The 24,295-nt window shown below is 70.1% G+C and carries 20 protein-coding genes and 1 tRNA gene; 13 read left to right on the top strand and 8 right to left on the bottom strand.

The genetic code is table 11. From position 1 onward, the window contains the following. Positions 1 to 9: 9 nt before the first annotated feature. The 3 genes from LPC10_RS15300 to LPC10_RS15290 form a co-directional block, all read right to left on the bottom strand. Positions 10 to 537 carry a hypothetical protein gene (locus LPC10_RS15300; RefSeq protein ID WP_108940930.1) on the bottom strand — a complete coding sequence of 176 codons (528 nt, stop codon included), beginning with the start codon at positions 535 to 537 and terminating at the stop codon, positions 10 to 12. A gap of 6 nt (positions 538 to 543) precedes the next feature. Continuing rightward, complete coding sequence (locus LPC10_RS15295) at positions 544 to 2,643, bottom strand: M48 family metalloprotease (RefSeq protein ID WP_231347062.1); 2,100 nt, start codon at positions 2,641 to 2,643, stop codon at positions 544 to 546. 1,301 nt (positions 2,644 to 3,944) lie between these two features. Continuing rightward, positions 3,945 to 4,020, bottom strand: a tRNA-Lys gene (locus tag LPC10_RS15290). Positions 4,021 to 4,151: 131 nt separating this feature from the next. Here LPC10_RS15290 and LPC10_RS15285 point away from each other — a divergent pair. Next, entirely contained in the window at positions 4,152 to 5,258 is a 1,107-nt protein-coding gene (locus LPC10_RS15285) for a hypothetical protein (RefSeq protein ID WP_231343015.1), read from the top strand. Positions 5,259 to 5,465: 207 nt separating this feature from the next. Then, positions 5,466 to 5,720: a hypothetical protein gene (locus tag LPC10_RS15280; RefSeq protein ID WP_231343009.1), complete on the top strand. Its 255-nt coding sequence runs from the start codon at positions 5,466 to 5,468 to the stop codon at positions 5,718 to 5,720. Between the two features lie 28 nt (positions 5,721 to 5,748). Here LPC10_RS15280 and tgt read toward each other — a convergent pair whose 3' ends face one another. From tgt to queA, 3 genes are read right to left on the bottom strand one after another with little or no spacing between them, the layout of a single operon-like run. After that, positions 5,749 to 6,888, bottom strand: a complete 1,140-nt coding sequence (tgt, locus tag LPC10_RS15275; protein WP_231343007.1) for a tRNA guanosine(34) transglycosylase Tgt — start codon at positions 6,886 to 6,888, stop codon at positions 5,749 to 5,751. After that, the gene (locus tag LPC10_RS15270) at positions 6,885 to 7,727 is read right to left on the bottom strand and encodes an aminoglycoside adenylyltransferase domain-containing protein (protein WP_231343006.1); all 843 of its coding nucleotides are present in this window, start codon (positions 7,725 to 7,727) and stop codon (positions 6,885 to 6,887) included. Before LPC10_RS15270 ends, tgt begins: the two co-directional genes overlap by 4 nt. After that, positions 7,724 to 8,812 carry a tRNA preQ1(34) S-adenosylmethionine ribosyltransferase-isomerase QueA gene (gene queA, locus LPC10_RS15265; protein WP_231343005.1) on the bottom strand — a complete coding sequence of 363 codons (1,089 nt, stop codon included), beginning with the start codon at positions 8,810 to 8,812 and terminating at the stop codon, positions 7,724 to 7,726. The genes LPC10_RS15270 and queA overlap by 4 nt, the downstream gene beginning before the upstream one ends. A gap of 104 nt (positions 8,813 to 8,916) precedes the next feature. On the opposite strand from queA, the gene LPC10_RS15260 reads away from it, so the two are divergent. The 9 genes from LPC10_RS15260 to LPC10_RS15225 all read left to right on the top strand — a co-directional run bounded on the left by LPC10_RS15260 (position 8,917) and on the right by LPC10_RS15225 (position 18,852). Further along, entirely contained in the window at positions 8,917 to 10,377 is a 1,461-nt protein-coding gene (locus LPC10_RS15260; RefSeq protein WP_231343004.1) for an FAD-dependent monooxygenase, read from the top strand. A 65-nt stretch (positions 10,378 to 10,442) separates the two neighbouring features. After that, a complete protein-coding gene (locus LPC10_RS15255) occupies positions 10,443 to 10,691 on the top strand; it encodes a hypothetical protein (RefSeq protein WP_231343002.1) in 249 nt (82 codons plus the stop codon). A 33-nt stretch (positions 10,692 to 10,724) separates the two neighbouring features. After that, positions 10,725 to 10,976: a hypothetical protein gene (locus LPC10_RS15250; protein ID WP_231343001.1), complete on the top strand. Its 252-nt coding sequence runs from the start codon at positions 10,725 to 10,727 to the stop codon at positions 10,974 to 10,976. A 72-nt stretch (positions 10,977 to 11,048) separates the two neighbouring features. Next, positions 11,049 to 11,936, top strand: coding sequence for a cation diffusion facilitator family transporter (locus tag LPC10_RS15245; RefSeq protein WP_231342999.1), 888 nt, complete (start codon positions 11,049 to 11,051; stop codon positions 11,934 to 11,936). A gap of 26 nt (positions 11,937 to 11,962) precedes the next feature. Then, complete coding sequence (locus tag LPC10_RS15240; RefSeq protein ID WP_231342998.1) at positions 11,963 to 12,745, top strand: bifunctional 2-polyprenyl-6-hydroxyphenol methylase/3-demethylubiquinol 3-O-methyltransferase UbiG; 783 nt, start codon at positions 11,963 to 11,965, stop codon at positions 12,743 to 12,745. 74 nt (positions 12,746 to 12,819) lie between these two features. Next, on the top strand, positions 12,820 to 14,292 hold the full coding sequence (gatB, locus tag LPC10_RS15235; protein WP_108940899.1) for an Asp-tRNA(Asn)/Glu-tRNA(Gln) amidotransferase subunit GatB: 1,473 nt from the start codon (positions 12,820 to 12,822) through the stop codon (positions 14,290 to 14,292). 352 nt (positions 14,293 to 14,644) lie between these two features. Then, entirely contained in the window at positions 14,645 to 17,377 is a 2,733-nt protein-coding gene (locus LPC10_RS15230; RefSeq protein ID WP_370644498.1) for a diguanylate cyclase domain-containing protein, read from the top strand. After that, positions 17,374 to 17,649: an EAL domain-containing protein gene (locus tag LPC10_RS25710; protein ID WP_370644497.1), complete on the top strand. Its 276-nt coding sequence runs from the start codon at positions 17,374 to 17,376 to the stop codon at positions 17,647 to 17,649. The genes LPC10_RS15230 and LPC10_RS25710 overlap by 4 nt, the downstream gene beginning before the upstream one ends. Positions 17,650 to 17,790: 141 nt before the next feature. Next, entirely contained in the window at positions 17,791 to 18,852 is a 1,062-nt protein-coding gene (locus LPC10_RS15225) for a GGDEF domain-containing protein (protein ID WP_231342997.1), read from the top strand. 13 nt (positions 18,853 to 18,865) lie between these two features. Here LPC10_RS15225 and LPC10_RS15220 read toward each other — a convergent pair whose 3' ends face one another. Beyond that, positions 18,866 to 20,218, bottom strand: a complete 1,353-nt coding sequence (locus LPC10_RS15220; RefSeq protein ID WP_231342996.1) for a sigma-54 dependent transcriptional regulator — start codon at positions 20,216 to 20,218, stop codon at positions 18,866 to 18,868. Beyond that, positions 20,215 to 22,080, bottom strand: a complete 1,866-nt coding sequence (locus tag LPC10_RS15215; RefSeq protein ID WP_231342994.1) for an ATP-binding protein — start codon at positions 22,078 to 22,080, stop codon at positions 20,215 to 20,217. Before LPC10_RS15215 ends, LPC10_RS15220 begins: the two co-directional genes overlap by 4 nt. A 311-nt stretch (positions 22,081 to 22,391) precedes the next feature. Between LPC10_RS15215 and LPC10_RS15210 the strand changes: the two genes are divergently transcribed. Further along, complete coding sequence (locus LPC10_RS15210; protein WP_231342992.1) at positions 22,392 to 23,735, top strand: dicarboxylate/amino acid:cation symporter; 1,344 nt, start codon at positions 22,392 to 22,394, stop codon at positions 23,733 to 23,735. Between the two features lie 159 nt (positions 23,736 to 23,894). Continuing rightward, positions 23,895 to 24,290 carry a GFA family protein gene (locus tag LPC10_RS15205; protein WP_231342990.1) on the top strand — a complete coding sequence of 132 codons (396 nt, stop codon included), beginning with the start codon at positions 23,895 to 23,897 and terminating at the stop codon, positions 24,288 to 24,290. Positions 24,291 to 24,295: the final 5 nt, after the last annotated feature.

Genomic DNA, 24,295 nt, shown 5'->3' with positions numbered 1-24,295 from the left:
GATCGTCCGTCACCCGGCCGCACCGGAGGCAGCGCGCCGGTTACGCACCAGCGAGAGGAGCGCCCCGAAGATGGCTGCCGCAAGTGCGCCCATGATCACCACGAGGGTGATCGTACGGTTCCACAGCCGCTCGAGGCCGAGATCGGTGGTGATGAGATCCGGGCGCGCCGGATCGGCCATCGGCCCGGCGCTGAAATCGCCGACGTGCAGGCCGGCGAACACGTAGTTCACCCGGCGCGTGACGGTGCCGGTGGGCCGGCGCAGGGTCAGGGTCAGGTCGCAGATGTGGATCGCGATCTTGGAGCTGCATTTGCCGTCGCTGATCCGGGCTTCCGCCACCGGCACGGCCGTCTCGCGGACCTGCCAGTCCGAGATCAGGGCCGGCGCCGTGTAGATGGCGCAGGCCGCGAGCATGGCCCCGAGCGCCACGACGCCGAACAGGACCCAGAAGGTCGCCATCCAGCCGTGGCGTTGGGGCGGCAGGCGCAGGGGCTCGGCCCTCTCGACGGGGTGAGCGCGCTCGGGAGATGCGGTCATGCGGCCTCAGGCTGGCTGTGGTTCGGAAGGTGATGTCCGTGCGCTCTCGGCGAGGAGGCGCCGAGCCTGCGCCGCCATCTGGTAGCGGCCGATCAGGTCGGCGAAGTCCTGCGGCTTCATCCCGCGCGGCAGGCCGATCGCGAGTGTGATGATGCGGCGCTTCGGGTCGAGCTTGGTCCCGTGTCGGCCGGGCAGACGCTGCGGCCAGTCCGCCTCGGGCGGCAGCAGCAGGCGCGTGAGGATGCCGGTCTGGTTGAACGTCATGTCGAGGTCGGCGATGGAATCCCACGAAATCGTCCGGTCGAGCCCCGGCGCCTTCAGCCCCTCGGGGCTGAGGGTCAGCGTCACGGGTTCGCCCCGGCGCAGGATGAGCGCGCCGGCTCCGCCCAGGAGCGCACCGAGGCCGAGGGCCGTCGCGAGGACGACGCCGTTGTCCTTCGGCGAAATTCCCGGCACGCCGAACACGGCGATCGCGAGCGCGATGACGGCGAAGAGGCTGCCGCCCACCGTCAGCGCGATCCCGCGCGGACGGTAATTCGCGCGCAGCACCCGCTCCTCGGTGCCGACCTCCGCCGCCGTCGCCTCGAGATGGGCGCGGTAGGCCGCGTCCTGCGCCCGCAGCGCGCCGAGGAAGTCGTCGGTCGCGGTTCGGCTGAGCCCGGCCGGGTCGGCGAAATAGGCGGCGAGCTGCCCGAGAGCGTGGGGCGGCGGCACGGCACCGGCCGCGGACAGGAGATCCGCGTCGATGCTGCGCCCGAGGGCGGCAACGCGCTCGCGGGTGGGCGGGTGGGTGTCGGTCGGGTGGGCCTGCTCCTCCTGCCAATGCGCCGCCGGGTCGTCGACCCCGGCCTGGATCGCGCGGTCGAGGGCGGCGGCCACGAGGTCGGGCGGCGCCGCATCCGGCGCGTTCGCCGCGGCATGAAGGGTCTCGGCGATACGCGGCCCCACCGCGCCGGTGCGCAGCAGGGCCCGCGCTGAGGCATCGACCGAGGTCGCGCCCGCCCCCGCCGCGTCGGCCGCGAATTCGCGCGTCCGGCTCCAGTGGCGCACGGCGAGGTGGAAGCGCTCCATCACGAAGACGCCGAGGCGCAGCGACGGCCCGAGCAGCCCGAGCGAGCCCTGGTGGCCTTCGGCGACCGCATCGAGGGAGCGCTCGACGCCGGCATAGATCGGCAGGAAGCGCTGGCTGTAGGTGGTGTCGCCCCCGGCATAGTGAGCGAGTTCGTGGCCGATGATCGCCGCCACCTCGTCGCCGCGCATCAGGGCGAGATAGGGCAGCGGCAGGTAGAGGATGCGGCCGGTGACCCGCGCCCCGCCGGGTTCCAGAATGGCCGGCCCGGCGCTGACGAAGAACCCCTCGGTAAGCCCGACCACCACCGCCTCGGGCTTCAGCGCTCCGAGCCGCGCGGCGAGTCCCTCGACGAGGCGCCACAGGCCGGGTGCCTCCGCGGGCGTGACCGTCCGGCCGATGATCGGCAGCGGATCGGGCTCGAAGGCGCCGAGCGCCCGGCGCAAGCCGAGCACCGTGCTGCCGGCCACGACAACCACGGCGCCGACCGCGACGACGGCGATCGCCAGGAGCTTCAGCGCACCGCCGTCGAAGCCGCCCTGGAGAAGGGCCGCCGCCTCGAAGGTCACGGCGGCGGTGAAGCTCGCCGTCGCAGCCAGGATCTGGAGCGAGAGCGTCGCGGGCAGGAGCCGACGCATCAGCGAGAAGCCACGCACCAGGGCATCGCGCGACGCACGGCCGAGGCGCCCGAGGACCGCACCGGCGAGCAGCACGAGAAGCGAGAGCGCGGCGGCCGCCGCCCCGCCCGCGACGACGACCGGCGGCAGGACGCGGCGCCAATCCATCAACGTGGCGAGGAATCCGGCCTCGTCGCGGGCCTCGCGCGCTTTGTCCACGGCAAGCGGTCCGGCGTAGTTCCGGCCCTCGTAGCGGAATTGCAGGCGGGGATCGAAGCGCCCGTCTCGCGGCGCCCGCGCCTCCATCTCCGTCACGAGAGCGGCCAGCCGCTGCCGTTGGGCCTCGAACGCGGCGTGATCGTCGGCGCCGCGCTGAACCTCCCACAGGCCAAGCAGCAGGAGCGCGAGCGGCAGCAGCACGGTGGCCGCGACGAGGCGCACCAGGGCACCCGGGCGCGAACGCGCGGGCGAAGTCGTTGCGTCCGGGATGCTCAGCCTCCTGAAGCGCGAGCAGGCCGTCACAGAGCCCGCATGCGGATGAGACCGACATTTGAGACATGCCGGCCGACGACCGTGACGACGATTCCGCAGAGGTCGTCAGTTCCGGGTCGTTGAAGTCGGGCGCAGCATAGCGGATACCCGGACTGGTAGGATTTCTACCCTGCTGAGCCCGCAGGTCAACCGAATGTTGTCCTGCCAGCGAAGGGGTTGCCGTCGGGTGTGGCTTCGCGCCGGCCGTCGGGCGGATCAGCCTCAAAAGAAGCAGCGCGTCCGCCCGTCGCCGGTTGAGCACCAGTCGACCGCCGGGCTGGACTCGTGGCGTCAGAGTATTGTCGTCGCGCAGCTCTGTCGCGGTATCGCCCTTTCCGGGCACGCATCACGATTATAAGCTGAACAAAGAGTGGTAAGCGGCTCTCAAATCGGCCTTTGCTCTTGAGGAACGGGCGCAGACGCGCGTGTCGAGACAGAGCGACATCTTCATCCGCGCGCTTCCGGCGGTTCCGCAGGGGGCTGTGACCCGGCCTCTGCAGCACACCGTGCTCGGCCGCGACGCTGAAGGTCGGTAGAGAAACGGACCCCGCGGGCCGCGCGAGGAGATCATCATGGGCAAGGCAGGCGGCCACGCCCTCAGCAGCGGTGAGGTCGACGACATCATGAGGCGTCGGGACGGCCTGAACGCTGTCAGCCGACAGCGTTCATCGGGCCTGCCACTCCACGGCCGGCGTCCCGGCGCCTTCCACCTCATCGGCGTGGGCATACGACCACCCGAGATAGGCCGTGAGCAGGGCGGCAGAGGCGCAGAAGAAGACTGAGAAGCGTGGCATGACGAGACCGTAGCACGGTCGCCAGGATCAGCGAGGCTGGCTGATCGATGCGTGTGGGCTATGGCACGCGTCGATTAGGCAGGCGGGAACCGGCGAGCTTCGAGACTTGATCGCAAGCCTTCCACCTCGGGGCTCTTGCTCCCAAATGTCGTCGCATGGAGAGCGGCCTTCAGGGCGCCTTGCGACGAAGTGGATGCCGGTTCGTCGAAAAAACCGCAGCGAAACAAAGGCCTAGAGCCGTATCCGGCCTGATGCAATCAGATCGAACACGGCTCGAGGTGCTTCCGATCGAAGTTCGACATCAGCTGCCCGTGTTGCAGGCTGCTGCAAGCCCAATGCCGCGCGTTTCGCGCATAGAAAAACCCGCCAAGTCGTTGACCGGACGGGCTAAATCGGTGGTGAGCGCGCTGGGACTCGAACCCAGGACCTACAGATTAAAAGTCCGTTGCTCTACCAACTGAGCTACGCGCTCGCACCCGGCTCGCATGGGCGCCGCAGGGCGGGCCGGTTGCGCTCGGGGCGTGGGGCTCGCAATAGGGGGTCGGGGCGGGAGGGTCAACACGGCTCGGTGCGCCGCCAACCGTTGAGTCGATACGTGAGCCGATGACGAGTGCGACCCTGGCGGGCTCGCCGCCGGAATGGCGGCGCTTCGTCCTGCTGTTCCTGAGCGTGATGACCCTGGCAGGCCTGGCCTGCATCGGCCTGATCGCCGCCCTCGATCCCTATGGATTGCGGGCCGGCCCCGGCCGGGCGCAGGGGCCGCTGATGGATGGCAACCAGCGCTTCATGTATCCGCAGGTCGCGCGCAGCGGCGCCTACGATGCGGCGGTGTTCGGCACCTCGACCCTGCGCCTGCTCGACCCGGCCGATCTCGGCCGCGCCTTCGGCGGACGCTTCGCCAACCTGTCGATGAACGCGGCGACGCCCTACGAGCAGAGCGAGCTGGCCGGGCTTTACCTGCGCCACGAGCGGCCGACGACGCTCGTGTTCGGCATCGATCCGACATGGTGCGAGCCGGATGCGGACGAGCGCCGCCTGACGTTTCGCGCCTTTCCCGCTTGGCTCTATCAGCCGATCACGGTGTGGGACGCGGTGCGGCAGGTGAACTGGCAGAGCCTCGGCACCGCCGTCGAGGGCGCGCTGTACCGGCTCGGGCTCGCCCGCACACGGCTGGCGGCGAACGGCTACGCGGTCTTCACCCCGCCGGAGGGTCTCTACGACGCGGCGCGGGCGCAGGCGCATCTCCGCGCGGCCCAGGCGATCCACGCCGCCGCCGAGGCCGAGCCGGGCTATCGGCCGACGCCCGCCGCGGCGGCGATGCCGGCGCTCGGCTGGCTCGACGCGCTCCTGGCGCAGGCGCCGGCCGAGACCCGCAAACTCGTGGTGTTCCCGCCGGTCCACGTCTCGCAGCAGGGCGTGCCCGGCTCGCCCGAAGCGGCGCGGGAGACAGCCTGCAAGACGCAGGTGACGCGGATCGGTGCGGGCCGCGGCGCGACCGTGGTCGATTTCCGCATCCCCTCCCCGATCACGATACAGGACACGAACTACTGGGATCCGCTGCATTACCGCTTGCCGATCGCGGCGCGGATCGTGGCGGGTCTGAAGGCGGCGCAGGCGAGCGGGCGCGACGATCCCGAAGGCGCTTACCGGGTTCTGGCGCATGCGCCGGACGCGCACAACGAGACGCGGCGTTTGCCCGAAAGGCGGTGAACCGCGGCCGGGAATGGATGGTTCTTCGTGGCGAACGAGGGGCTTGGCCTGCCAAGAGGCCTGCCAAGAGGTCTGCCACATGCCGGCCGCACTCTCGCCCGATCGGCAGGCTCTACACCCGGCCGCTCGGCCATGCCGGGTCAGGCTCGTGCCCTGCCTTGTCCAAGGCGGCCGGGAGCCGTGATGTCGAAGTCGGTAGAGAGTTCCATGATCGTACGCACAACCATCGCCCTGATGATCACCACCAGCGCCGCGCTTGCCGGCCCGGCGGCGGCGCCGGCCGACCGCGAGGCCCTGCGGCAGTACTGCACTGGGGATTACCTGAGCTATTGCGGCGAGTTCGCGCCCGACAGCGCCGAGGTGCGCGCCTGCTTCAAGCAGAACAAGGCCAAGCTCTCGCCGAACTGCCAGGCGGCGATCACCAGCTACAACAAGGCCCAGAAGCGCGCCGACCTCCGCTGAGGCCGGCGACGGGCTCGTCTCACGGCCGTCAGCCCTTCGCGGCGGCCTCGGCCCGCGCCCAGCCGTCCTTGGTCTCGGCCACGAAGTCGGCGAGCCGCCCGGCCGCAATTGCCGCTCGCATGCCGGCCATCAGCGCCTGATAATAGGCGAGGTTGTTCCAGGTCAGCAGCATCATCCCCAGAATCTCGTCCGAACGGACGAGGTGGTGGAGATAGGCGCGGGAATAATCCCGTGCCGCCGGGCAGTCCGAGGCCTCGTCCAGCGGCCGGGTGTCCTCGGCGTGGCGGGCGTTGCGCAGGTTGATCCGCCCGTGTCTCGTATAGGCGAGGCCGTGGCGGCCGGCGCGGGTCGGCATCACGCAATCGAACATGTCGATGCCGCGCATCACCGACTGCATCAGGTCGTCGGGGGTGCCGACGCCCATGAGGTAGCGCGGCTTGGCAAACGGCAGGTGCGGCTCCACGGTCTCGATCATGGCGAGCATCACCGCCTGCGGCTCGCCGACGGCGAGGCCGCCGATGGCGTAGCCCTTGAGATCGAGGTCGGTCAGCGCCCGCGCGCTCTCGACCCGCAGCTCCGGCACGTCGCCACCCTGGACGATGCCGAACATCGCCTTGCCCGGCTGCTCGCCGAAGGCGACGCGGCAGCGCTCGGCCCAGCGCAGCGACAGGTGCATCGCCTTCTCGATCTCCGTCCGCTCGGCCGGTAGGCGCACGCACTCGTCGAGCTGCATCTGGATGTCGGAGCCGAGCAGGCCCTGGATCTCGATCGAGCGCTCCGGGCTCATCCGGTGGGCGGTGCCGTCGATGTGCGAGCGGAAGGTCACGCCCTCCTCATCGATCTTCCTGAGAGCGGAGAGCGACATCACCTGAAATCCGCCGGAATCCGTGAGGATCGGGCCGTTCCAGCGCATGAAGCGGTGGAGGCCCCCCAACCGCGCCATCCGCTCGGCGCCGGGGCGCAGCATCAGGTGGTAGGTGTTGCCGAGCACCACGTCGGCGCCGAGATCGCGCACCTGATCCGCGTACATCGCCTTGACGGTCGCGGCCGTGCCCACCGGCATGAAGGCCGGCGTGCGGATGGTTCCACGCGGTGTCGTGACATAGCCGGTGCGGGCCTGTCCGTCGGTGGCGGCGACGGTGAAGGAGAAGTCGAGCGGGTCTGTCATCTGTCCGGGACTGTGGGGCCTTGTGCGCCGGCCTGATAGCCCAGGGCGCCGTCGATCAGGAAACGCATCGTGTCGAGGCCGGCGCGCATCTGCGCCGGGGAGACAAAATCCAGCCTGTCGTCGCGGGCGTCGAGCGCGTCCCACACCGCCTCTCGATGCGCCTCCGGCAGCCGGTCGAGCACGAAGCGGCCGCCCTCGCGCTTCGAGACGACCCGCCCGGTGGCAAGGGTGCAGACGAGGCGGCTCACGCCGAGAACGCCGTATTCGAGGGCGTCCACGTCGCAATCCGCGTCCGGAGCGGCTTGCGCGAGGGCGGCCTCGGATCGTGCGATCCAGGGGCGCCACGACCCGTCGAGCACGGCGCGGCAATGCGCGTGCAGCGGCGCGTCCTCGTCGGCGATGCCGAGGGCAGCGGGGGTGGCGCCGAGGATCGGCCGGTTGGCACGGGCGAGACAGCGCCAGACCAGCGGATTGACCTCGCCGCAGGGCGCGCCGGTTCGCAGTGTGCCGTCCCTGCTGAACGGCACTGCGGCACCCGGTTCCGGCGCCCGCCGCAGGGCCTCGATCGGCAGATAGAACCCATCGAGGGGCGGTCCGTCGGTTTGCGCCAGGGCAGCGTGGACCCGTGCCAGCGCGTCCGTCTGCGCGGCACCCGGCGCGCCTTCGAGGAGCGCGACGAAATCGATGTTGCTGCGGCCGGAGCGAAAGTCCCCGAGCGCCACCGAGCCGACGAGGTAGAGCCCGCGCAGCCGCGGCCCGCCCTCGCGCGCCATCAGGCCGAGGAAGCGGTCGACGGTGCGGGCGACGTCGACCCGCAGCGGCGGGCGCCGGCTGCTCATGGCGCGCGCTCCGGGAACAGCAGGCTGGCATCGCCGTAGGAGTAGAAGCGGTAGCCGGACTGAATCGCGTGGGCGTAGGCCGCGCGCATGGTGTCGAGGCCGGAGAAGGCCGAAACCAGCATGAACAGGGTCGAGCGCGGCAGGTGAAAGTTCGTCACCAGAGCATCGACCGCGCGGAAGCGGTAGCCCGGCGTGATGAAGATGTCGGTGGCTCCCGAGAACGGGCGGATCGTGCCGTCCGGCCCGGCGGCGCTCTCCAAGAGCCGCAGGGCGGTGGTGCCCACCGCGACGATCCGGTTGCCCCGTGCCCGCACCGCGTTGAGCCGCGCGGCGGTGGCCGCGTCGAGAAGGCCGATCTCGGCATGCATCCGATGAGCCTCGGTGTCGTCCGCCTTCACGGGCAGGAACGTGCCGGCCCCGACATGCAGGGTCACGTGGACCCGCTCGATCCCTGCCGCGTCGACGCTGGCGAGCAGCGCGTCGGAGAAGTGCAGGCCGGCGGTGGGGGCGGCGACCGCGCCGGGCTCGCGGGCGTAGACGGTCTGGTAGTCGGTCGTGTCCTGCGCGTCGGTAGGGCGCTTTCCGGCGATGTAGGGGGGAAGCGGCAGGGCGCCGAGCCCGACGATGGCCTCGTCGAGCGCCGGCCCGGCGAGGTCGAAGCGCAGCAGGATCTCGCCGCCCTCGCCCCGCTCCTCCACCGTGGCATCGAGGCCGGAGAGGGCACAGACTTCACTGGCTCCCTCGCCTCCGAAGCGGATGCGGTCGCCGGGGGCGAGGCGCTTGGCGGGCCGGGCGAAGGCGCGCCAGCGGTCGGGCGCCTCGCGCAGGTGCAGCATCGCCTCGCAGCGCTGCCCCGAACCACCCGCCCGGTGGCGGATGCCGGAGAGGCGGGCCGGGATCACCCGCGTGTCGTTGAAGACGAGGGCGTCGCCGGGATCGAGCAGAGCCGGTAGGTCGCGCACGCCGCGATCCGCCAGGGGCGCGCCGGGGCGCACCACGAGCAGGCGGCTCGCGTCGCGCGGGCTCGCCGGCCGCAGGGCGATCGCAGCCTCCGGCAACTCGAAATCGAACAGGTCCACGCGCATCGCAGCGCATCAGCACGGATGGACGCGCGACGCAAATGCCGGATTGATCCCGGTGGCGGCCGGGAGCAGCATGAACCTCGGAAACAGGGCGGATGGCGGGGCGGATGGCAGAGGTCCTGATCGTCGGCGCCGGGCCGGTCGGCCTGACGCTCGCCTGCGAGCTGGCGCGCTATCGTATCGGCGTCCGGCTGATCGACCGCGCCGTCCACGCGACGCAGACCTCCAAGGCCCTCGTCGTCTGGTCGCGCACCCTCGAACTCATGGACCGGATGGGCTGCACCGAGGCCTTCCTCGCGGCGGGCCTGCGCGCCCGCGGCGCGACCCTGCGCAGCGGCGGCCAAGTGCTTGGTGGTCCCGACTTCTCCGACATCGCCAGTCCCTACGCTTTCGGTCTGATGATCCCGCAGCGCGACACCGAGCGCTTGCTCGCCGAGCATCTGCGGACCTTCGGGATCGCGGTCGAGCGGGAGGTCGAGCTTCTCGCCTTCTCTCCGGCGCTGAAAGGGGTCGAGGCGCGGCTCTCGCACCCGGGCGGACGGCAGGAGACGGTGGAGACGCCCTACCTGATCGGCTGCGACGGCGCCCACAGTGCCGTGCGCCACGGGCTCGGCCTGCCCTTCCGCGGCTCCGCGCAGGGCGACGACTGGCTGTTGGCCGACATCCGCCTCGACGGCGCCGAGGCACCGCCCGGCGACAGGATCGCGGTCTATCTTCACCGGGACGGGCCGTTCGTGATCTTCCCGATCCCGGATGGGCTGGCGCGCGTCGTCGCCACGGTCGGGCGGGCGGACGGGCGGCCGAAGCCCGACCCGACGCTCGCCGAGGTGCAGGCCCTGGTCGAGAGCCGCGCCGGGCCCGGCATCCGTGTCTCCGATCCGGTCTGGCTCAGCCGTTTCCGCATCAACGAGCGCAAGGTCACGGAATACGGCCGCGGCCGCGTGTTCCTGGCGGGGGACGCCGCGCATATCCACAGCCCGGCCGGCGGACAGGGCATGAACACCGGCATGCAGGACGCGGTGAACCTCGCCTGGAAGCTCGCTCTGGTGACGCGCGGGGCGGCTACCCCCACCCTCCTCGACAGCTACAGCCCGGAGCGTAACGCCGTCGGCGAGATGGTTCTGCGCAATGCCGGGCGGCTGACCGCCATGGCGACGCTCGCCAACCCCGTTGCCCAGGCCGTCCGCAACGCCGCGCTGCGACTTCTCCTCGGTCTTCCGGCGGTGCGGCGGCGGATGGCGGTGACGATGAGCGAGATCGAGACCGGCTATCCCGCCTCCGCGCTCTCGGTCGGGCCGGGTGCCGGCCGGCGCTGGCGGCCGGAGGATGCGGCCGGGCCCCCGCCCGGTGCGGGCGCGGACCCGCGCTTCGTTCTCTATGCCGCGGATGCCGAACGCGGGACCGCGCTCGCCGCCCGTTTCCCCGGTCTGATCCAGCCCGCCCCGCGAAGAAATCCGGAGCCGGGGCGCCTGCATCTCGTTCGCCCCGACGGCTATGTCGGCCTCGCCGCCGGCGCCGCCGATTGGACGGCGGCCGCGCACTACCTCAAGGACATCGCGACCGCTTGAGCGGCATGCAGCCGAGGGGCCTCGCTGCGCGTTGAAGCCCTGTTCAACGCAGGACAACGCCGACGATGAGATGGTACGCCGTACGCCCGCGCGATCCCGCCGACCCGCGCTGGCCCTTGCCCGAGACGCCGCAGATCAGCCTGAAGGCCGAGAACCCAGATGATGCCCGCCGCCGCTTCGAGGAGGCCTATCCGAGCGAGCCCTTCGGCACGCCGGGCCACCCCACGGGCGATATTGGGGCCGGCAGCTTCCGGGGCGACGCGGAGGCTCTGGTGGTGGTGGAGACCGATGCCCCGCCCCCACCGAACGCCTGACGTGCGAAGCCGGTCCCCGAGGAGGCCTTCGCCATGACCGAGACCGGCAGGAAGCCGCCGCACGAGACGCTCGACGCGCAGCTCATGCGCTACTGGGAGCGGGAGGCGGCCCGGTTCGACGAATTGTCGGCGCGGGCGAGCTTCGGCTGGACTGCCCGCCTCTATGCCCGCAAGGCGCAACGGGCCCTCGAGAAGGCCGAGCGCGCCCGCGCGAAGGAGATCGCCCGCGGTCGCCTTCCCGCGACCGCGCGGGCGGCGGCCTCGGGCGACGATAGCCCGAGCTAAAACCTTTGCCGTGGCCTTCCGGGGGCGCGGATCGTAAGGGCGGGGCCGTCCCCTCCCCGCCCCTGAAGTCGCATGACCGGAACCGAGAAGGCCGCCCTGGCGAGCGCCGCCGTCGGCGTGCTCGTCACCGCGCTGAAGTTCGCCGCCTACTGGCTCACCGGCAGTCTGGCGCTCTATTCCGATGCGCTGGAGAGCATCATCAACGTCGTGGCCGCGGCCTGCGCGTTCCTCGCCGTGCGCGTCGCCGCGCAGCCGGCCGACGAGGATCACCCCTACGGCCACCACAAGGCCGAGTACTTTTCCGCGGTGATCGAGGGGGCGCTCGTCATCGTCGCCGCCCTGCTAATCCTGCGCGAGGCCTATCTCGGCATCCTCGACCCGAAGCCGCTCGACGCGCCCGCGCAGGGTCTCGCCGTCAATGCCGTCGCCACCGTGATCAACGCGGTCTGGGCGATGCTGCTGTTCCGGCACGGCCGGCGGCTGCGCTCGCCTGCCCTCATCGCCGATGCCCGCCACATCCTCGCCGATGTCGTGACCTCGGGCGGCGTGCTCATCGGCCTCGGGCTCGTCCTCGCCACCGGAACGCTGGTGCTGGATCCGATCGTGGCGGGCTTGGTCGCCCTCAACATCCTCTGGTCGGGCTGGACCATGGTGCGCGATTCGGTCAACGGCCTGATGGATCAGGCGGCCTCGCCCGAGATGGTCACCCGCATCCGCGGCCTGATCTCCGCTCATAGCGAGGGCGCGCTGGAGGCGCACGACGTGCGCACCCGCCACGCCGGCAGCGCCACCTTCATCGATTTCCACCTCGTCGTTCCCGGCGAGATGACGGTGTTCGAATCCCATGCCATCTGCGACCGGCTTGAGGGCGTGATCGAGACGGAGATCGAGGGCGCGGTGGTGGTGATCCACGTCGAGCCGGCCGATCAGGCCAAGGGCCGCGGTGTGCCGGTGATTTGAGATCGCCGCCCGGCTATAGGGCTGGCATGAAGCGGGTCTTCCTCACCTCCACGCCGAGCCACCGCAACGCCTACGACCTGTTCGAGGGGCGCTGGGCGAGCGACCTCAGCGAACTCGTTCCCGACCTGCCGGTCGGCGGCGGCCTGCCCGGCTTCCACGCCGATCCGCGCCCGCGGCAGGCGGCGGAGGTGCTCGGCCGCGACGGGCGCTTCGACGGCTACGACATTCTCGAACTCGGGCCGCTCGAAGGCGCCCATACCTGCCAGCTCGAAGCGCTTGGCGCGAGCAGCGTCACGGCGGTGGAATCGAACTCGGAAGCCTTCCTCAAGTCGCTCGTCGTCAAGAACATCGCCGGGCTTTCCCGCTCGACCTTCCTGCTCGGCGATGTCAGCCGGCATCTGGCCGCGCCGGGGCCGCGCTACGACCTGATCTTCGCCTGCGGCATCCTCTACCACATGTTCGATCCGCTCGAACTGATCCGGCTCGCCGCCGCCCGCTCCGACCGGCTGTTCCTCTGGACGCATTACTACGCGTCGCAGCCCCGCCTGAAGCGGCACGTGCCGCGCGCTGTCGAGCACGAGGGCATGCGCCTCACCCTGCACGAGCTGACCTACCGCGACCGGGGGCTCGCCACCTTCTGGGGCGGCAACCAGGGCAAGACCCGCTGGATCGAACTGCCCGACCTGATCCGGGTGCTCGCCCATCACGGGCTGACCGAGACGAAGGTGATCACCGACGCCCCGGACTTCGTGAACGGCCCGGCCGTGACGCTCGCGGCATGGCGGCCCTCCGCCGCTGCGCCCGCTTGACCCGTCCGGTACGGGCTCCCTACACACCTGACACAGGCGCCGATCCGGCGGCGCCGGCACCGAAGTCGAAGAGAATGACCGAGCGCGTCGATCCGAAGAAGCTCATCAAGGGCGGCCTGCACGACTGGGAGGTCGTGATCGGCATGGAGATCCACGCCCAGGTCACGAGCCGCTCCAAGCTGTTCTCCGGCGCCTCGACCGCCTTCGGCGGCGAGCCCAACGACCACGTCTCGCTGGTCGATGCGGCCATGCCCGGCATGCTGCCCGTCATCAACGAGGAATGCGTCGCCCAGGCCGTGCGCACCGGCCTCGGTTTGAGGGCGAAGATCCATCACCGCTCGGTGTTCGACCGGAAGAACTACTTCTACCCGGACCTGCCGCAGGGCTACCAGATCTCGCAGTACAAGGACCCGATCGTCGGCGAGGGCGAGGTGCTGGTCGATCTGCCCGAGGGCGAGTCGATCACCGTCGGCATCGAGCGGCTGCACCTGGAGCAGGATGCCGGCAAATCCCTGCACGATCAGGACCCGACCAAAAGCTTCGTCGATCTGAACCGCTCCGGCGTGGCGCTGATGGAGATCGTCTCGCGCCCTGATCTCCGCTCGTCGGAGGAGGCCAAGGCCTATGTGACCAAGCTGCGCACGATCCTGCGCTACCTTGGCACCTGCGACGGCGACATGGAGAAGGGCAACCTTCGCGCCGACGTGAACGTCTCGGTGCGCCGCCCCGGCGAGCCGCTCGGCACGCGCTGCGAGATCAAGAACGTCAACTCGATCCGCTTCATCGGCCAGGCGATCGAGACCGAGGCGCGCCGGCAGATCGCGATCCTGGAGGATGGCGGCAAGATCGATCAGGAAACGCGTCTCTACGATCCGGGCAAGGGCGAGACCCGCTCGATGCGCTCGAAAGAGGAGGCGCACGACTACCGCTACTTCCCCGATCCCGACCTGCTCCCGCTCGAATTCGACCAGGCCTATGTCGATGCGTTGGCCGCCGGCCTGCCGGAGCTGCCGGACGCCAAGAAGGCGCGCTTCATCAAGGATTACGGCCTCAGCGCCTACGATGCCGGCGTGCTCGTGGCCGAGCGTCCTGCCGCCGACTACTTCGAGGCGGTGGCGCGCGGGCGCGACGGCAAGGCTGCCGCGAACTGGGTCATCAACGAGCTGTTCGGCCGCCTCAACAAGGAAGGCCGCACCATCGAGGACACGCCGGTCTCGGCCGAGCAGCTCGGGGGCATCGTCGATCTGATCGGCGAGGGCGTGATCTCGGGCAAGATCGCCAAGGACCTGTTCGAGATCGTCTGGGCGGAGGGCGGCGATCCGCGTGAGATCGTCGAGGCCCGCGGCATGAAGCAGGTGACCGATACCGGCGCCATCGAGGCGGCGGTGGACGCGATCATCGCCGCCAACCCCGACAAGGTGGAGCAGGCCAAGGCCAAGCCGACCCTGCTCGGCTGGTTCGTCGGCCAGACCATGAAGGCGACGGGCGGCAAGGCCAATCCGGCCGCGGTCAACGCCCTCCTCAAGGATAAGCTCGGCATCGAGTGAGTCGAGGCTTCGACCGGACCGATGCGCCGACGTGAGCGAAGATCGTTCGCATCGGTCCGAGCGTTTTCCCTCGACTTGCGAATGGGCGTCGAGGCAATTCGCGGAAGAATGTGCTGATCTCGTCCGTCCAGATCGGATCGCGGAAAAATCCCTTCCCAAATCCGTGTCGAAACCACAGACCGCTTTGATGTTGTTCGCGAAAGGGTTCGCTTCGCGTCGTATTCGGTGTGCGTAACCGTAGATGTCGTGTGGTTCGTGAAGCGCCTTTAACCTCAGGCTGAGATCCTTCATCGCATTTCACTGACCGCAACGGCGTCGCAGTTCGGTCAGGCGCTTGCGGGGAAGTCGAGCGATGACAGCAGGCCGTCCGGTGCCGCCCACCGACTGCGGAGCCGTGGCATCCGAACGGCAGGCGCTGTCCGAAGCCGGCCTGGAGGGTGCGCTCGCTATCCTGTGCCGCTCCGCCGCCGAAATCTTCGCAGTCCCGATGGCGATGGTCGCCCTGGTGGACGAGGACCGTTTCCGGTTCCGGGCTCGCTACGGCATTGAGGATGACGGCGTCGACCGCGAAGCCGCCGTCTGCAACCACACGATCCGGCGGCCGCGAGGGCAGTCTCTCGTCGTTCCGGACCTGACCCGTGACGAGCGGTTCGTTCGAAGCCCGATCGTCGTCGGCGATCCTCATGCCCGCTTCTACGCGGGGGTCGCGATCGGCTCGACCTCGGGCCGCGTCATCGGCACGCTCTGCCTGATGGACCGGGAGCCGCGGGGCGATCTCAGCCCCGAACGGTTGCAGGCGCTGCGCGAATTGGCGCTCGTGGCCGAGGCCCATCTCCGGCTCGACGAGGCCCGGCGTGCCGCCGAGGCCGAGGCCGAGGCCGCCGAGCGCCGGGATGCGGAGCTGCGTCTCGTCGAGTGGGAGGCGCGGCTGCGCGCGATCGAGGCTTCTCACGCCATGGCCGAGCACATCGCCGCCTTCGGCCATTGGCGGATCGATGCCGCGAGCCGCACCATCGCGTGGTCGGACGGGATCGCCCGCATCTTCGGGCGCAACGCCGCTCTCGCGATGCTGCCGCTCGAAACGCATGTCGGCTTCTATCACCCTGACGATCTTGAGCGGGTGCGAACTGCGATCGAAGAGGCGCTTGCGGGGCGCAGCCAAACGCTGGGCGGGGGCTACGAGCATCGCTCCCGCCTCGTGCGTCCCGATGGCACGGTGCGGGTGGTGGCCGTGCACGGCGTCGGAGAGCACGACGATGCGGGCCGGCTCGTCTCGATCTTCGGCGTCTGCCTCGACGTGACCGAGTTGGCTCTCTCCGAGCAGCGCCTGCGCGAGACCGGCGAGGCGATGCGTGCCACCCTTGAGGCGATGGATCAGGGCCTCGTGATGATCGGCCCCGACAAGCGGGTCCAGGTCCTCAACCAGCGCGCCCGCGACCTGCTCGAACTGTCGCAGGACATCCTGCACGAGGGAGCTTCCTTCGCGGCAGTGCGCCACCACTTGGCGCAGGGCGGCGCGTTCCCCGAGGCTCGAAGGGCGATGGAGCAGGGCGATTTCCCGCTCGAAGTCCAGAGCTACGAGGGGACCCACCCCAACGGCACGATCCTGGAGACGCGGCTCGCGCCCATGGCCTCCGGCGGCCTGGTCTGCACCTACACCGACCTCACGGCGCGCCGACGGAGCGAGGCAGCGCTGCGCTCGGCCGAGGCCGATTACCAGTCGCTGTTCCAGAACGCGGTGATCGGCGTCTACCGCGCCCGACTCGACGGCAGCATCGTTCAGGCCAACCGGGCGCTCGCCCGCCTGCACGGCTACGGCGACGCGACGGGGCCGCTCGGGGATTTCGCCCACGATTGGTACGTCGATCCGGGCCGGCACGCGGCCTTCATGAAATGTCTTACGGAAAAGGGCCACGTCGAGGACTTCGTCTCCGAGGCCCGGCGTCATGCGGGCGGCGAGCGCATCTGGGTCGCGGAGACGGCCTGGGTGGTGCGCGACGCCGGGGGGCATCCGATCTGGATCGAGGGCACCGTCGCGGACGCCACCGAGCGCAAGCGCGCCCAGGCGCTGGTCGAGCACATGGCCCGTCACGACGCGCTCACCGGCCTGCCCAACCGCCGGCTGTTCCAGGAGACGCTGAGCCGCGAGATCGCGTTGGCGCGGCGCAACGAGGGCCAGGTGGCGGTGCTGTGCTGCGACCTCGACCGATTCAAGGCGGTCAACGACACCTTCGGCCATCCGGCCGGCGACGCCCTGCTCTGCATCGTCGCCCGGCGCCTGCGCGAGGCCTTGCGCGAGGGCGACGTGGTGGCCCGGCTCGGCGGTGACGAATTTGCCATCATCATGCCGGGGCGGGGCGAGCCTCGCCGCATCGCCGCGGTCGCCCGGCGGCTGATCGAGGCCGTCGGCCGGTCGATCGATCTCGACGGCCACGCCACCACCGTCGGCGTCAGCATCGGTGTGGCGATCTGGCCGAGGCACGGCGACGGCGTCGACACCTTGTTCAAGAACGCCGACATCGCCCTCTATCGCGCCAAGGATTCCGGGCGCAACACGGTTCGGTTCTACGAGAGCGGCATGGATCTCGCCGTCGCGACCCGCAACATGCTGGAGATCGACATGCGCGATTCGATCCGCTCCGGCGGGTTCGCGCTGCATTACCAGCCGATCTTCGGCCTCGCGGACGCGGCCCCGAAGGGCTTCGAGGCGCTGCTGCGCTGGGAGCATCCGGTGCACGGTCCGGTCTCGCCGGGTGAATTCATTCCGCTCGCCGAAGAGACCGGCCTCATCACGCAACTCGGCGCCTGGGCCCTGCACGAGGCCTGCCGTGAGGCGGCCGCTTGGCCCGGCGACTGGCGGGTCGCCGTCAACGTGTCCGCGGTGCAGTTCCGCAAGTCCGGACTGGAGCAGAGCGTGGTGCGGGCGCTGGCCGCCTCCGGCCTGCCGGCGGGACGGCTCGAACTGGAGATCACCGAGAGCGTGCTGATGCAGAACTCGGACGCCGTGATCGGCTGCCTGCACCGCCTGCGTGCCATGGGGGTGCGGATCGCGCTCACGATTTCGGCACCGGCTACTCGTCCTTGAGCTACCTGTGCCGGTTTCCTTTCGACAAGATCAAGATCGATCGTTCCTTCATCCGCGATATCGACGAGCCGGAGGCGGCTGCGGTGGTCCGGGCCGTCGTCGGCCTGGGGGAGCGCCTCGGCATGACCGTCACCGCCGAGGGTGTGGAGACGGAGGAGCAGCTTGCGCGGGTCCGGCGCAAGGGCTGCACCGAGGCGCAGGGCTTTCTGCTCGGCAGGCCGGTGCCGGCTCCGCAGGCCAGGGCTCTCGTCACGAGGCGGGCGGTCGCCTGATCCGTTCGCGGTACTCAATCGAGTGTGGCGTCCGGGCAAGTCCTTGGCAAAAAGAAGTTGGTCGACGCGCCGCAAGACTGAAATTTAACAGTAAACGGGTATCAGTCTGGTCGATACGTCGTTGGCCGGGCTTGAGTGGTGATGCCGGGACAGGTGCAGAAGCGGGCGGATGACAGCCGCGACCCGGCGTGGGCCTCCGCTCGCAGCGCCTGGGAGGCCCTCGCCCGGCACGGGCTGACGCCCTCCCCCCGGAACTACGAACTGCTGCACGCCTTCTTCAGCGGCGCCAACCCGCCGCTCGCGGAACGTCTCGCCCCCTGTCTCGCACCCGGCGGCGCGCTGACGGAGGAGCAGGCGAACTCGCTCTACGACGCCTGCATTGCCGGAACCTCGACGGAGGCGCGCATGCTCGACGGGGTCGGCCAACTGGCCGAGGTGGCGGGTGCGCTGGCGGAGCGGGTCGCGGGCAGCTCGAAGGCGATGGCCGGATATGGCGACGTGCTGGCCCATTGGTCCGGCCGTCTCACGGCCCGTCCGACGGCCGACGAACTCATGACGGCGCTCGTCGCCCTGATCGGCGAGACCGAGGTGGCCCAGAGCCGCAACCGGCTGCTCGAAGAGCAGCTCTCGACCTCCGCCGGACACATTGCCAAGCTGCATCGGGATCTTGTCGAGACGCGGCGCGAGGCGGCCACCGATGCCCTGACGGGGCTGGCCAATCGCAAGGCCTTCGACCGCTTCCTGCGCGATTCGATCGCCCGGACCCGGTCGGATGCCGGCAGTACGTTCTCCCTGCTCCTGCTCGATATCGACCACTTCAAAGGTCTCAACGACCGGCATGGCCACCGCTTCGGCGATCAGGTGCTGCGGCTGGTCGGTCGTCTCCTCAGCGAGAAGACGACCGACCGCGACCTCGCCGCACGCTACGGCGGCGAGGAGTTCGCGATCGTGCTGGGCGAGGCCGGCATCGGGGCCGCCGTCGCGCTCGCGCAGGAGATCTGCGGCCGACTGCGTGCCCAGCGACTGGTCAAGCGCGGATCCGGCGACGTCGTGGCCCAGGTGACGATCTCGGCCGGCGTCGCGCAGGTCCGGCCGGGCGAGGCCGCCCGCGACGTGATCGAACGGGCGGACCGCGCGCTCTACGAGGCCAAGCGGACCGGCCGCGACCGCGTCTGCCCGACACCGCAGGCCGCGGTCGCCTGACGGCGCGCGCCGATCAGCGGAAATCGGTCGGCGTGAGGCCGTAGCGGGCGATCTTGTCGTAGAGGGTCTTGCGCGGCACGCCGAGGGATTCGGCCGCCAGCCGCACGTCGCCGCCGGCCATGATCAGCTCCTCGCGGATCAGGCCGCGCTCGAACCGCTCGACCTGCTCCGACAGGCTCAGCGCCGTGGTCGCAGACGCCTCGGGGACGGCCTGTCCGGGCAGGCCCAGCGCGCAGCGCTCGGCGAAATGGTCGAGTTCGCGCACGTTGCCCGGCCAAGTATGGCGCAGGAGGTGGTCGCGCATCGTCGCCGTCACGGGAGGCGCCTCGCGCCCGAACCGGGCGGCGGCGCGGGCCAGGAAGTGCTGGAACAGCAGCAGGATGTCCTCGCGCCGCTCGCGCAGGGGCGGGATCACGACGGTGACGACGTTGAGCCGGTGGTAGAGGTCGTCGCGGAAGGTGCCGGCGGCGGCCTCCTGGCCGAGATCGACCTTGGTGGCCGAAACCACTCGCATGTCGACCGGGCGCCGCTCGTTGGTGCCCAGCGGCTCGACCACGCGCTCCTGCAGCACCCGCAGGAGCTTCACCTGCAGGGCCAGCGGCATGCTCTCGATCTCGTCGAGGAACAGCGTGCCGCCCTGCGCGTGCTCGATGCGGCCGACCCGGCGCTTGAGCGCCCCGGTGAAGGCGCCGGCCTCGTGGCCGAACAGTTCGCTCTCCACCACGCTGTCGGGCAGCGCGCCGCAATTCATCGCGACGAAGTTCTTCGATGCGCGGCGGCTCCAGCGGTGCAGGGCGTTGGCCACCACCTCCTTGCCGGAGCCGGTCTCGCCGAGCACGAGCACGTCGACGTCGGCCCCCGCCACGTCGCGCACGAGGCGGCGCAGCGCGACGATCTCCGGCGAGATGCCGAGGAAGGCGGGATCGTCCTCGATCGCCGCGTCGAGCCGGGCGTTGAGCCTGCGGTTCTCCAGAACGAGGCGGCGACGGTCGAGGGCGCGGCGCACCGAGCCCATCAGCGCCTCCGCCGGATAGGGCTTGGCCAGAAAATCGTAGGCGCCCGCGCGCATCGCCGCCACCGCCATCGAGATGTCGCCGTGGCCGGTGATGAGGATCACCGGCAGATCCGCGTCCATGGCACGGATCCGCTCGAACAGGGCGCGCCCATCGATGCCCGGCAGGCGCACGTCGGTGACGACCGCGCCCGGCGGCTCGGCCCGGATCGCCGCCAGCGCAGGCTCGGCCGCCTCGAAGGTCTCGACCCGGAAGCCGTCGAGTTCGAGGCTCTGCCGGTTGGCCCGCCGCACGTCCTCCTCGTCGTCGATGAAAACGATCCGCTCGGACGTGTCGTTCGGCTCGCTGCTCATGTGGCCTCCAGGCTCGCGGCCGGGCGTTCGTCCTGCGCCGCATCCGGTGGGGCGGCGCGTTTCAGTTCCATCCGGAACGTCGTGCCGTCGGCACCCGAGCGCAGGCCGAGCGTCCCGCCGCATTCCTCGACGATGCCGCGGCAGATCGCCAGGCCGAGCCCGAGCCCTTCGGCTTTCGTGGTGAAGAACGGATCGAACACCTGCGCCCGGTTCGCCTCCGGGATGCCCGGCCCGTTGTCGGCGACCTCGACGGCGATCCGCTCGCCCGTCTCTTCGATGCGCACGGCGACCCAGGGCTCGGCCTGTCCGGTCACCGCATCGAGCGCGTTCTGAAGGAGATTGACGACGACCTGCTCCAGGCGCGGACCGTCGCCGAGCACGGCGAGATCGGGCGCAGGCGACGGGACATCGAGGGCGATGCCGGACTGTACCGCGCGCAGGGAGACCACTTCGAGGCTTCCGCGCAGGATGTCGCAGAGGCGCACCGGCTCGCGCCGGCCCGAGGCGCGCCGGGCGAATCCCTTGAGCTGGCGCGTCAGGGTTCCGATGCGCTCGGTCAGCCGGCCGATGGCCGAGACGTTCTCCGCCGCGTCCTCGATCCGTCCGCGGCGCACGAGGATCGCGGTGTTGTCGGCATAGGAGCGGATGGCGGCGAGCGGCTGGTTGATCTCGTGGGCCATGCTGGCGGCAAACTGCCCCAGGGCCGCGAGCCGCCCGGCCTGTGCCAGTTCGCGGCCCAGACGCTCGCGCTCGGCCTCGGCCCGGCGGCGCTCCTCGATCTCCGCGAGGAGCTGCCGGTTGGCTTGGCTGAGCGCGTGGGTGCGCTCGGCCACTCGCGCTTCGAGCTCCTCGCCCCGGGTCGCGGCCTCGGCCAGCCGTGTCCGCATCCGGCGTCGCCGGCCCTGAAGCGTGGCGAGCCCGGCCCAGGCAAGGCCGGCCGCCAACAGGGCGATGACCCGGCCCTGGGCCCGCTCGCGCTGCACCGCTGCGGCGATGGGCGTCAGGGTGTGGAGACGCCAGTCCGTACCGGGGATCGACGCATCGAGCATCAGCGCCGGCCAAGCCGGTCTGGCACCGCCGCCGACCCGCACAACGTCCGGGGCATCCGATGTGGCGTAGACCGGCAGGGGCAGGAGCGGCGCCTCGCCGAATTCGAGCGCCTCGCGAATGCGCTGGCGCTCCGCCTCATCGACGGTGCGGAAGGCTCGGAAATGCCAGGTCGGGTCGCTCGCCACCAGCACGATGCCGCGCGGGTCGGAGACGAACACGCTCTCGCGGCTCGTGCGCCATGCGGCCTCAACCGCATCGAACTCGATCTTGACGACGACGACCCCGTCGCCCTTGGGCAACCGGCGGGCGAGATAGTAGCCCGGCCGCCCGCTGACCGTGCCGAGGGCGAATTGCGAGCCGGCGCCCGTCTGCATCGACTTCCTGAAATAGGGCCGGAACCCGTAATTGCGGCCGAGGAAGCTTTTTTCCGCGCCCGCATTGCTCGCGGCGACCGTCACGCCGTCGGCACGCATCACGTAGATCACCGCCGCGCCGGTCGCCTCAGCGATCTGCGCGAGGCGCGCGTTCACGCTCTCGACGAGGCCGGGCTCCGGCATCGGCGCCAGGACACCGGCGATCTCGGGGTCCGCGGCGAGTGCGAGCGGAAGCGAACTCTGCTTCTGCATCTCGGCTCGGAACGCGGCAACCTGCAGCCCGAGCGAAGAAGAGGCCGAGCGACGCAGATCGGTCAGCGCCCACCGCTCCGCCACCCGTCCGCCGAGCCAGCCGGTCAAGATGAGGACGGCCAGCCCGGCCACCACGACGAGCGCGCGGCGATAATCCTTCGAAGAGGGCGAGGCGGGGACGATCACACCGGGAAAGCCTGTGCGAGATTTCGGAACGCTCGGGCGCCCTGTGTGCGGATCACCGCAACGGGCTGGAAGGCGCAATTGTCCGCCGATCTGTAAATATCATTCATTTCAAGAGTTTAACAAAAATTTGTCGGCATTTTCGAACTGGCATGCCGGTTGCCATTCCCCATTCGAAACGCAGCCATGACCTACCCGCAGAGCTGTGTGCCGAGAGGCCAAAAGCAAGAGCGGACGGCGCCGGAAAGCTCCTGAGGGAGCCCCGGCGATCTGATCCGACGAACCGTCCACCGCTCCGACAGGGAGAAACGCCCATGGCCTCCGTGCCGTCCCCTCTGACCGCGCCACACGCGCCGTCCGCCCCCAAGCCCATCTATCGCACGCTCTATTTCCAGGTGCTGGTCGCCGTCGCCATCGGCATCACCCTCGGGCATTTCTACCCGAAGCTCGGCGCGGACATGAAGCCGCTCGGCGACGCCTTCATCAAGCTCGTCAAGATGATCATCGCCCCGGTGATCTTCCTCACCGTGGTCTCCGGCATCGCCGGCATGACGAACCTGGAGAAGGTCGGTCGCGTCGGCGGCAAGGCGCTCGCCTACTTCCTGACGTTCTCGACGCTGGCGCTGATCGTCGGCCTCATCGTCGCCAACGTGCTCCAGCCCGGCCATGGCCTGCACATCGACCCGAACTCGCTCGATCCGAAGGCGGTCGCGACCTACGCCGGCAAGGCGAAGGAGCAGAACATCGGCGACTTCCTGATGAACATCATCCCGACGACCGCCGTCGGCGCCTTCGCGGGCGGTGAGATCCTTCAGGTGCTGTTCTTCTCGGTGCTGTTCGGCTTCGGCCTCGCCTTCCTCGGGGACCGCGGCAAGCCGGTCCTCGACATCATCAAGATCATGTCCGAAGCCGTCTTCGGCGTCGTCAACATCATCATGAAGGTCGCCCCCATCGGTGCCTTCGGCGCGATGGCCTTCACCATCGGCAAGTACGGCATCTCCTCGCTGGCCAACCTCGCCTACCTCGTTGGCGCCTTCTACCTGACCTCGGCGATCTTCGTGCTCGGCGTGCTCGGCGCGGTCGCCCGCTACAACGGCTTCTCGATCATCAAGCTCATCCGCTACATCAAGGAAGAGCTGATGCTGGTGCTCGGCACCTCCTCCTCGGAATCGGCCCTGCCCTCGCTGATCGAGAAGATGGAGAAGGCCGGTTGCTCGCGCCCCGTGGTCGGCCTCGTCGTCCCCACCGGCTACTCGTTCAACCTCGACGGCACCAACATCTACATGACGATGGCGGCGCTGTTCATCGCCCAGGCCACCGACACCCCGATCACCTTCGGCGAGCAGATCCTGCTGCTGCTCGTGGCGATGCTCTCCTCGAAGGGCGCGGCGGGTGTGACCGGCTCGGGCTTCATCACGCTGGCCGCGACGCTGGCCGTCGTCCCCTCCGTGCCGGTCGTCGGCATGGCGCTGATCCTCGGCATCGACCGCTTCATGTCGGAGTGCCGCGCGCTCACCAACTTCATCGGAAACGCGGTGGCCTGCATCGTCGTCGCCCGCTGGGAGGGTGAGGTCGACGAGGCCAAGCTCCACGCCGCGCTGGCCGGCCAGCCGATCGTCGAGGTGGCTCCCGCCCCGGCCCTCCAGCCGGCCGAGTGATCCGGGCAGGAGGGCGCACCGTCCTGCGTCCTCCGTCCGGTATGGGAACCGCGGCAGCCGTCACGTGGCTGCCGCGGTTTCTCGCTTTCAGGGACCGTCCCCCGGCCCTATCCTGCGCGCCGCCGCAGTGACGCTTCGGGATTTCAGGGGGAAGGCACCATGCTCAAGGGACGCTGCCATTGCGGGGCCATCCGCTACGAGATGACCCCGGAGGTCGTCCATAACGCGCTGTGCCACTGTTCCGATTGCCGGCGGCATTCCGGCGCGCCGATGGTGGGCTGGGCGATGGTGCCGGCCGAGGGCGTGACGATCTCCGGCGAGCCCGCCGTCTACGCCTCCTCCGAGCACGGGCGGCGCCATTTCTGCGGCCGCTGCGGCACAAGCCTGTTCTACGTCAACGAGCAGATGCTGCCGGGCATGATCGACGTGCAGACCGGCACCCTCGACACGCCCGACGCCCTACCGCCTCAGGCGCATATCCAGGTGGCCGAGCGCATCGCCTGGATGGAGGACGCGCACCGCCTGCCGAGCTTCGAGCGGTTTCCGGCCAGCTGAGGCCG

The sequence above is a fragment of the Methylorubrum sp. B1-46 genome, from assembly GCF_021117295.1.
In the GTDB taxonomy this organism is placed as follows: Bacteria; Pseudomonadota; Alphaproteobacteria; order Rhizobiales; family Beijerinckiaceae; genus Methylobacterium.
The sequence above is the reverse complement of the archived record's forward strand: the minus strand, read 5'-3'. Positions and strand labels throughout refer to the sequence as shown.

Coding starts and splice junctions, on each gene's coding strand:
- queA (WP_231343005.1), bottom strand. CDS start 8,812: ATGCGCGTGGACCTGTTCGATTTCGAGTTGCCGGAGGCTGCGATCGCC.
- LPC10_RS15210 (WP_231342992.1), top strand. CDS start 22,392: ATGGCCTCCGTGCCGTCCCCTCTGACCGCGCCACACGCGCCGTCCGCC.
- LPC10_RS15230 (WP_370644498.1), top strand. CDS start 14,645: ATGACAGCAGGCCGTCCGGTGCCGCCCACCGACTGCGGAGCCGTGGCA.
- LPC10_RS15300 (WP_108940930.1), bottom strand. CDS start 537: ATGACCGCATCTCCCGAGCGCGCTCACCCCGTCGAGAGGGCCGAGCCC.
- LPC10_RS15285 (WP_231343015.1), top strand. CDS start 4,152: ATGACGAGTGCGACCCTGGCGGGCTCGCCGCCGGAATGGCGGCGCTTC.
- LPC10_RS15205 (WP_231342990.1), top strand. CDS start 23,895: ATGCTCAAGGGACGCTGCCATTGCGGGGCCATCCGCTACGAGATGACC.
- LPC10_RS15220 (WP_231342996.1), bottom strand. CDS start 20,218: ATGAGCAGCGAGCCGAACGACACGTCCGAGCGGATCGTTTTCATCGAC.
- LPC10_RS15255 (WP_231343002.1), top strand. CDS start 10,443: ATGAGATGGTACGCCGTACGCCCGCGCGATCCCGCCGACCCGCGCTGG.
- LPC10_RS15240 (WP_231342998.1), top strand. CDS start 11,963: ATGAAGCGGGTCTTCCTCACCTCCACGCCGAGCCACCGCAACGCCTAC.
- LPC10_RS15250 (WP_231343001.1), top strand. CDS start 10,725: ATGACCGAGACCGGCAGGAAGCCGCCGCACGAGACGCTCGACGCGCAG.
- LPC10_RS15280 (WP_231343009.1), top strand. CDS start 5,466: ATGATCGTACGCACAACCATCGCCCTGATGATCACCACCAGCGCCGCG.
- tgt (WP_231343007.1), bottom strand. CDS start 6,888: ATGACAGACCCGCTCGACTTCTCCTTCACCGTCGCCGCCACCGACGGA.
- LPC10_RS15260 (WP_231343004.1), top strand. CDS start 8,917: ATGGCAGAGGTCCTGATCGTCGGCGCCGGGCCGGTCGGCCTGACGCTC.
- LPC10_RS15270 (WP_231343006.1), bottom strand. CDS start 7,727: ATGAGCAGCCGGCGCCCGCCGCTGCGGGTCGACGTCGCCCGCACCGTC.
- LPC10_RS15225 (WP_231342997.1), top strand. CDS start 17,791: ATGCCGGGACAGGTGCAGAAGCGGGCGGATGACAGCCGCGACCCGGCG.
- gatB (WP_108940899.1), top strand. CDS start 12,820: ATGACCGAGCGCGTCGATCCGAAGAAGCTCATCAAGGGCGGCCTGCAC.
- LPC10_RS15245 (WP_231342999.1), top strand. CDS start 11,049: ATGACCGGAACCGAGAAGGCCGCCCTGGCGAGCGCCGCCGTCGGCGTG.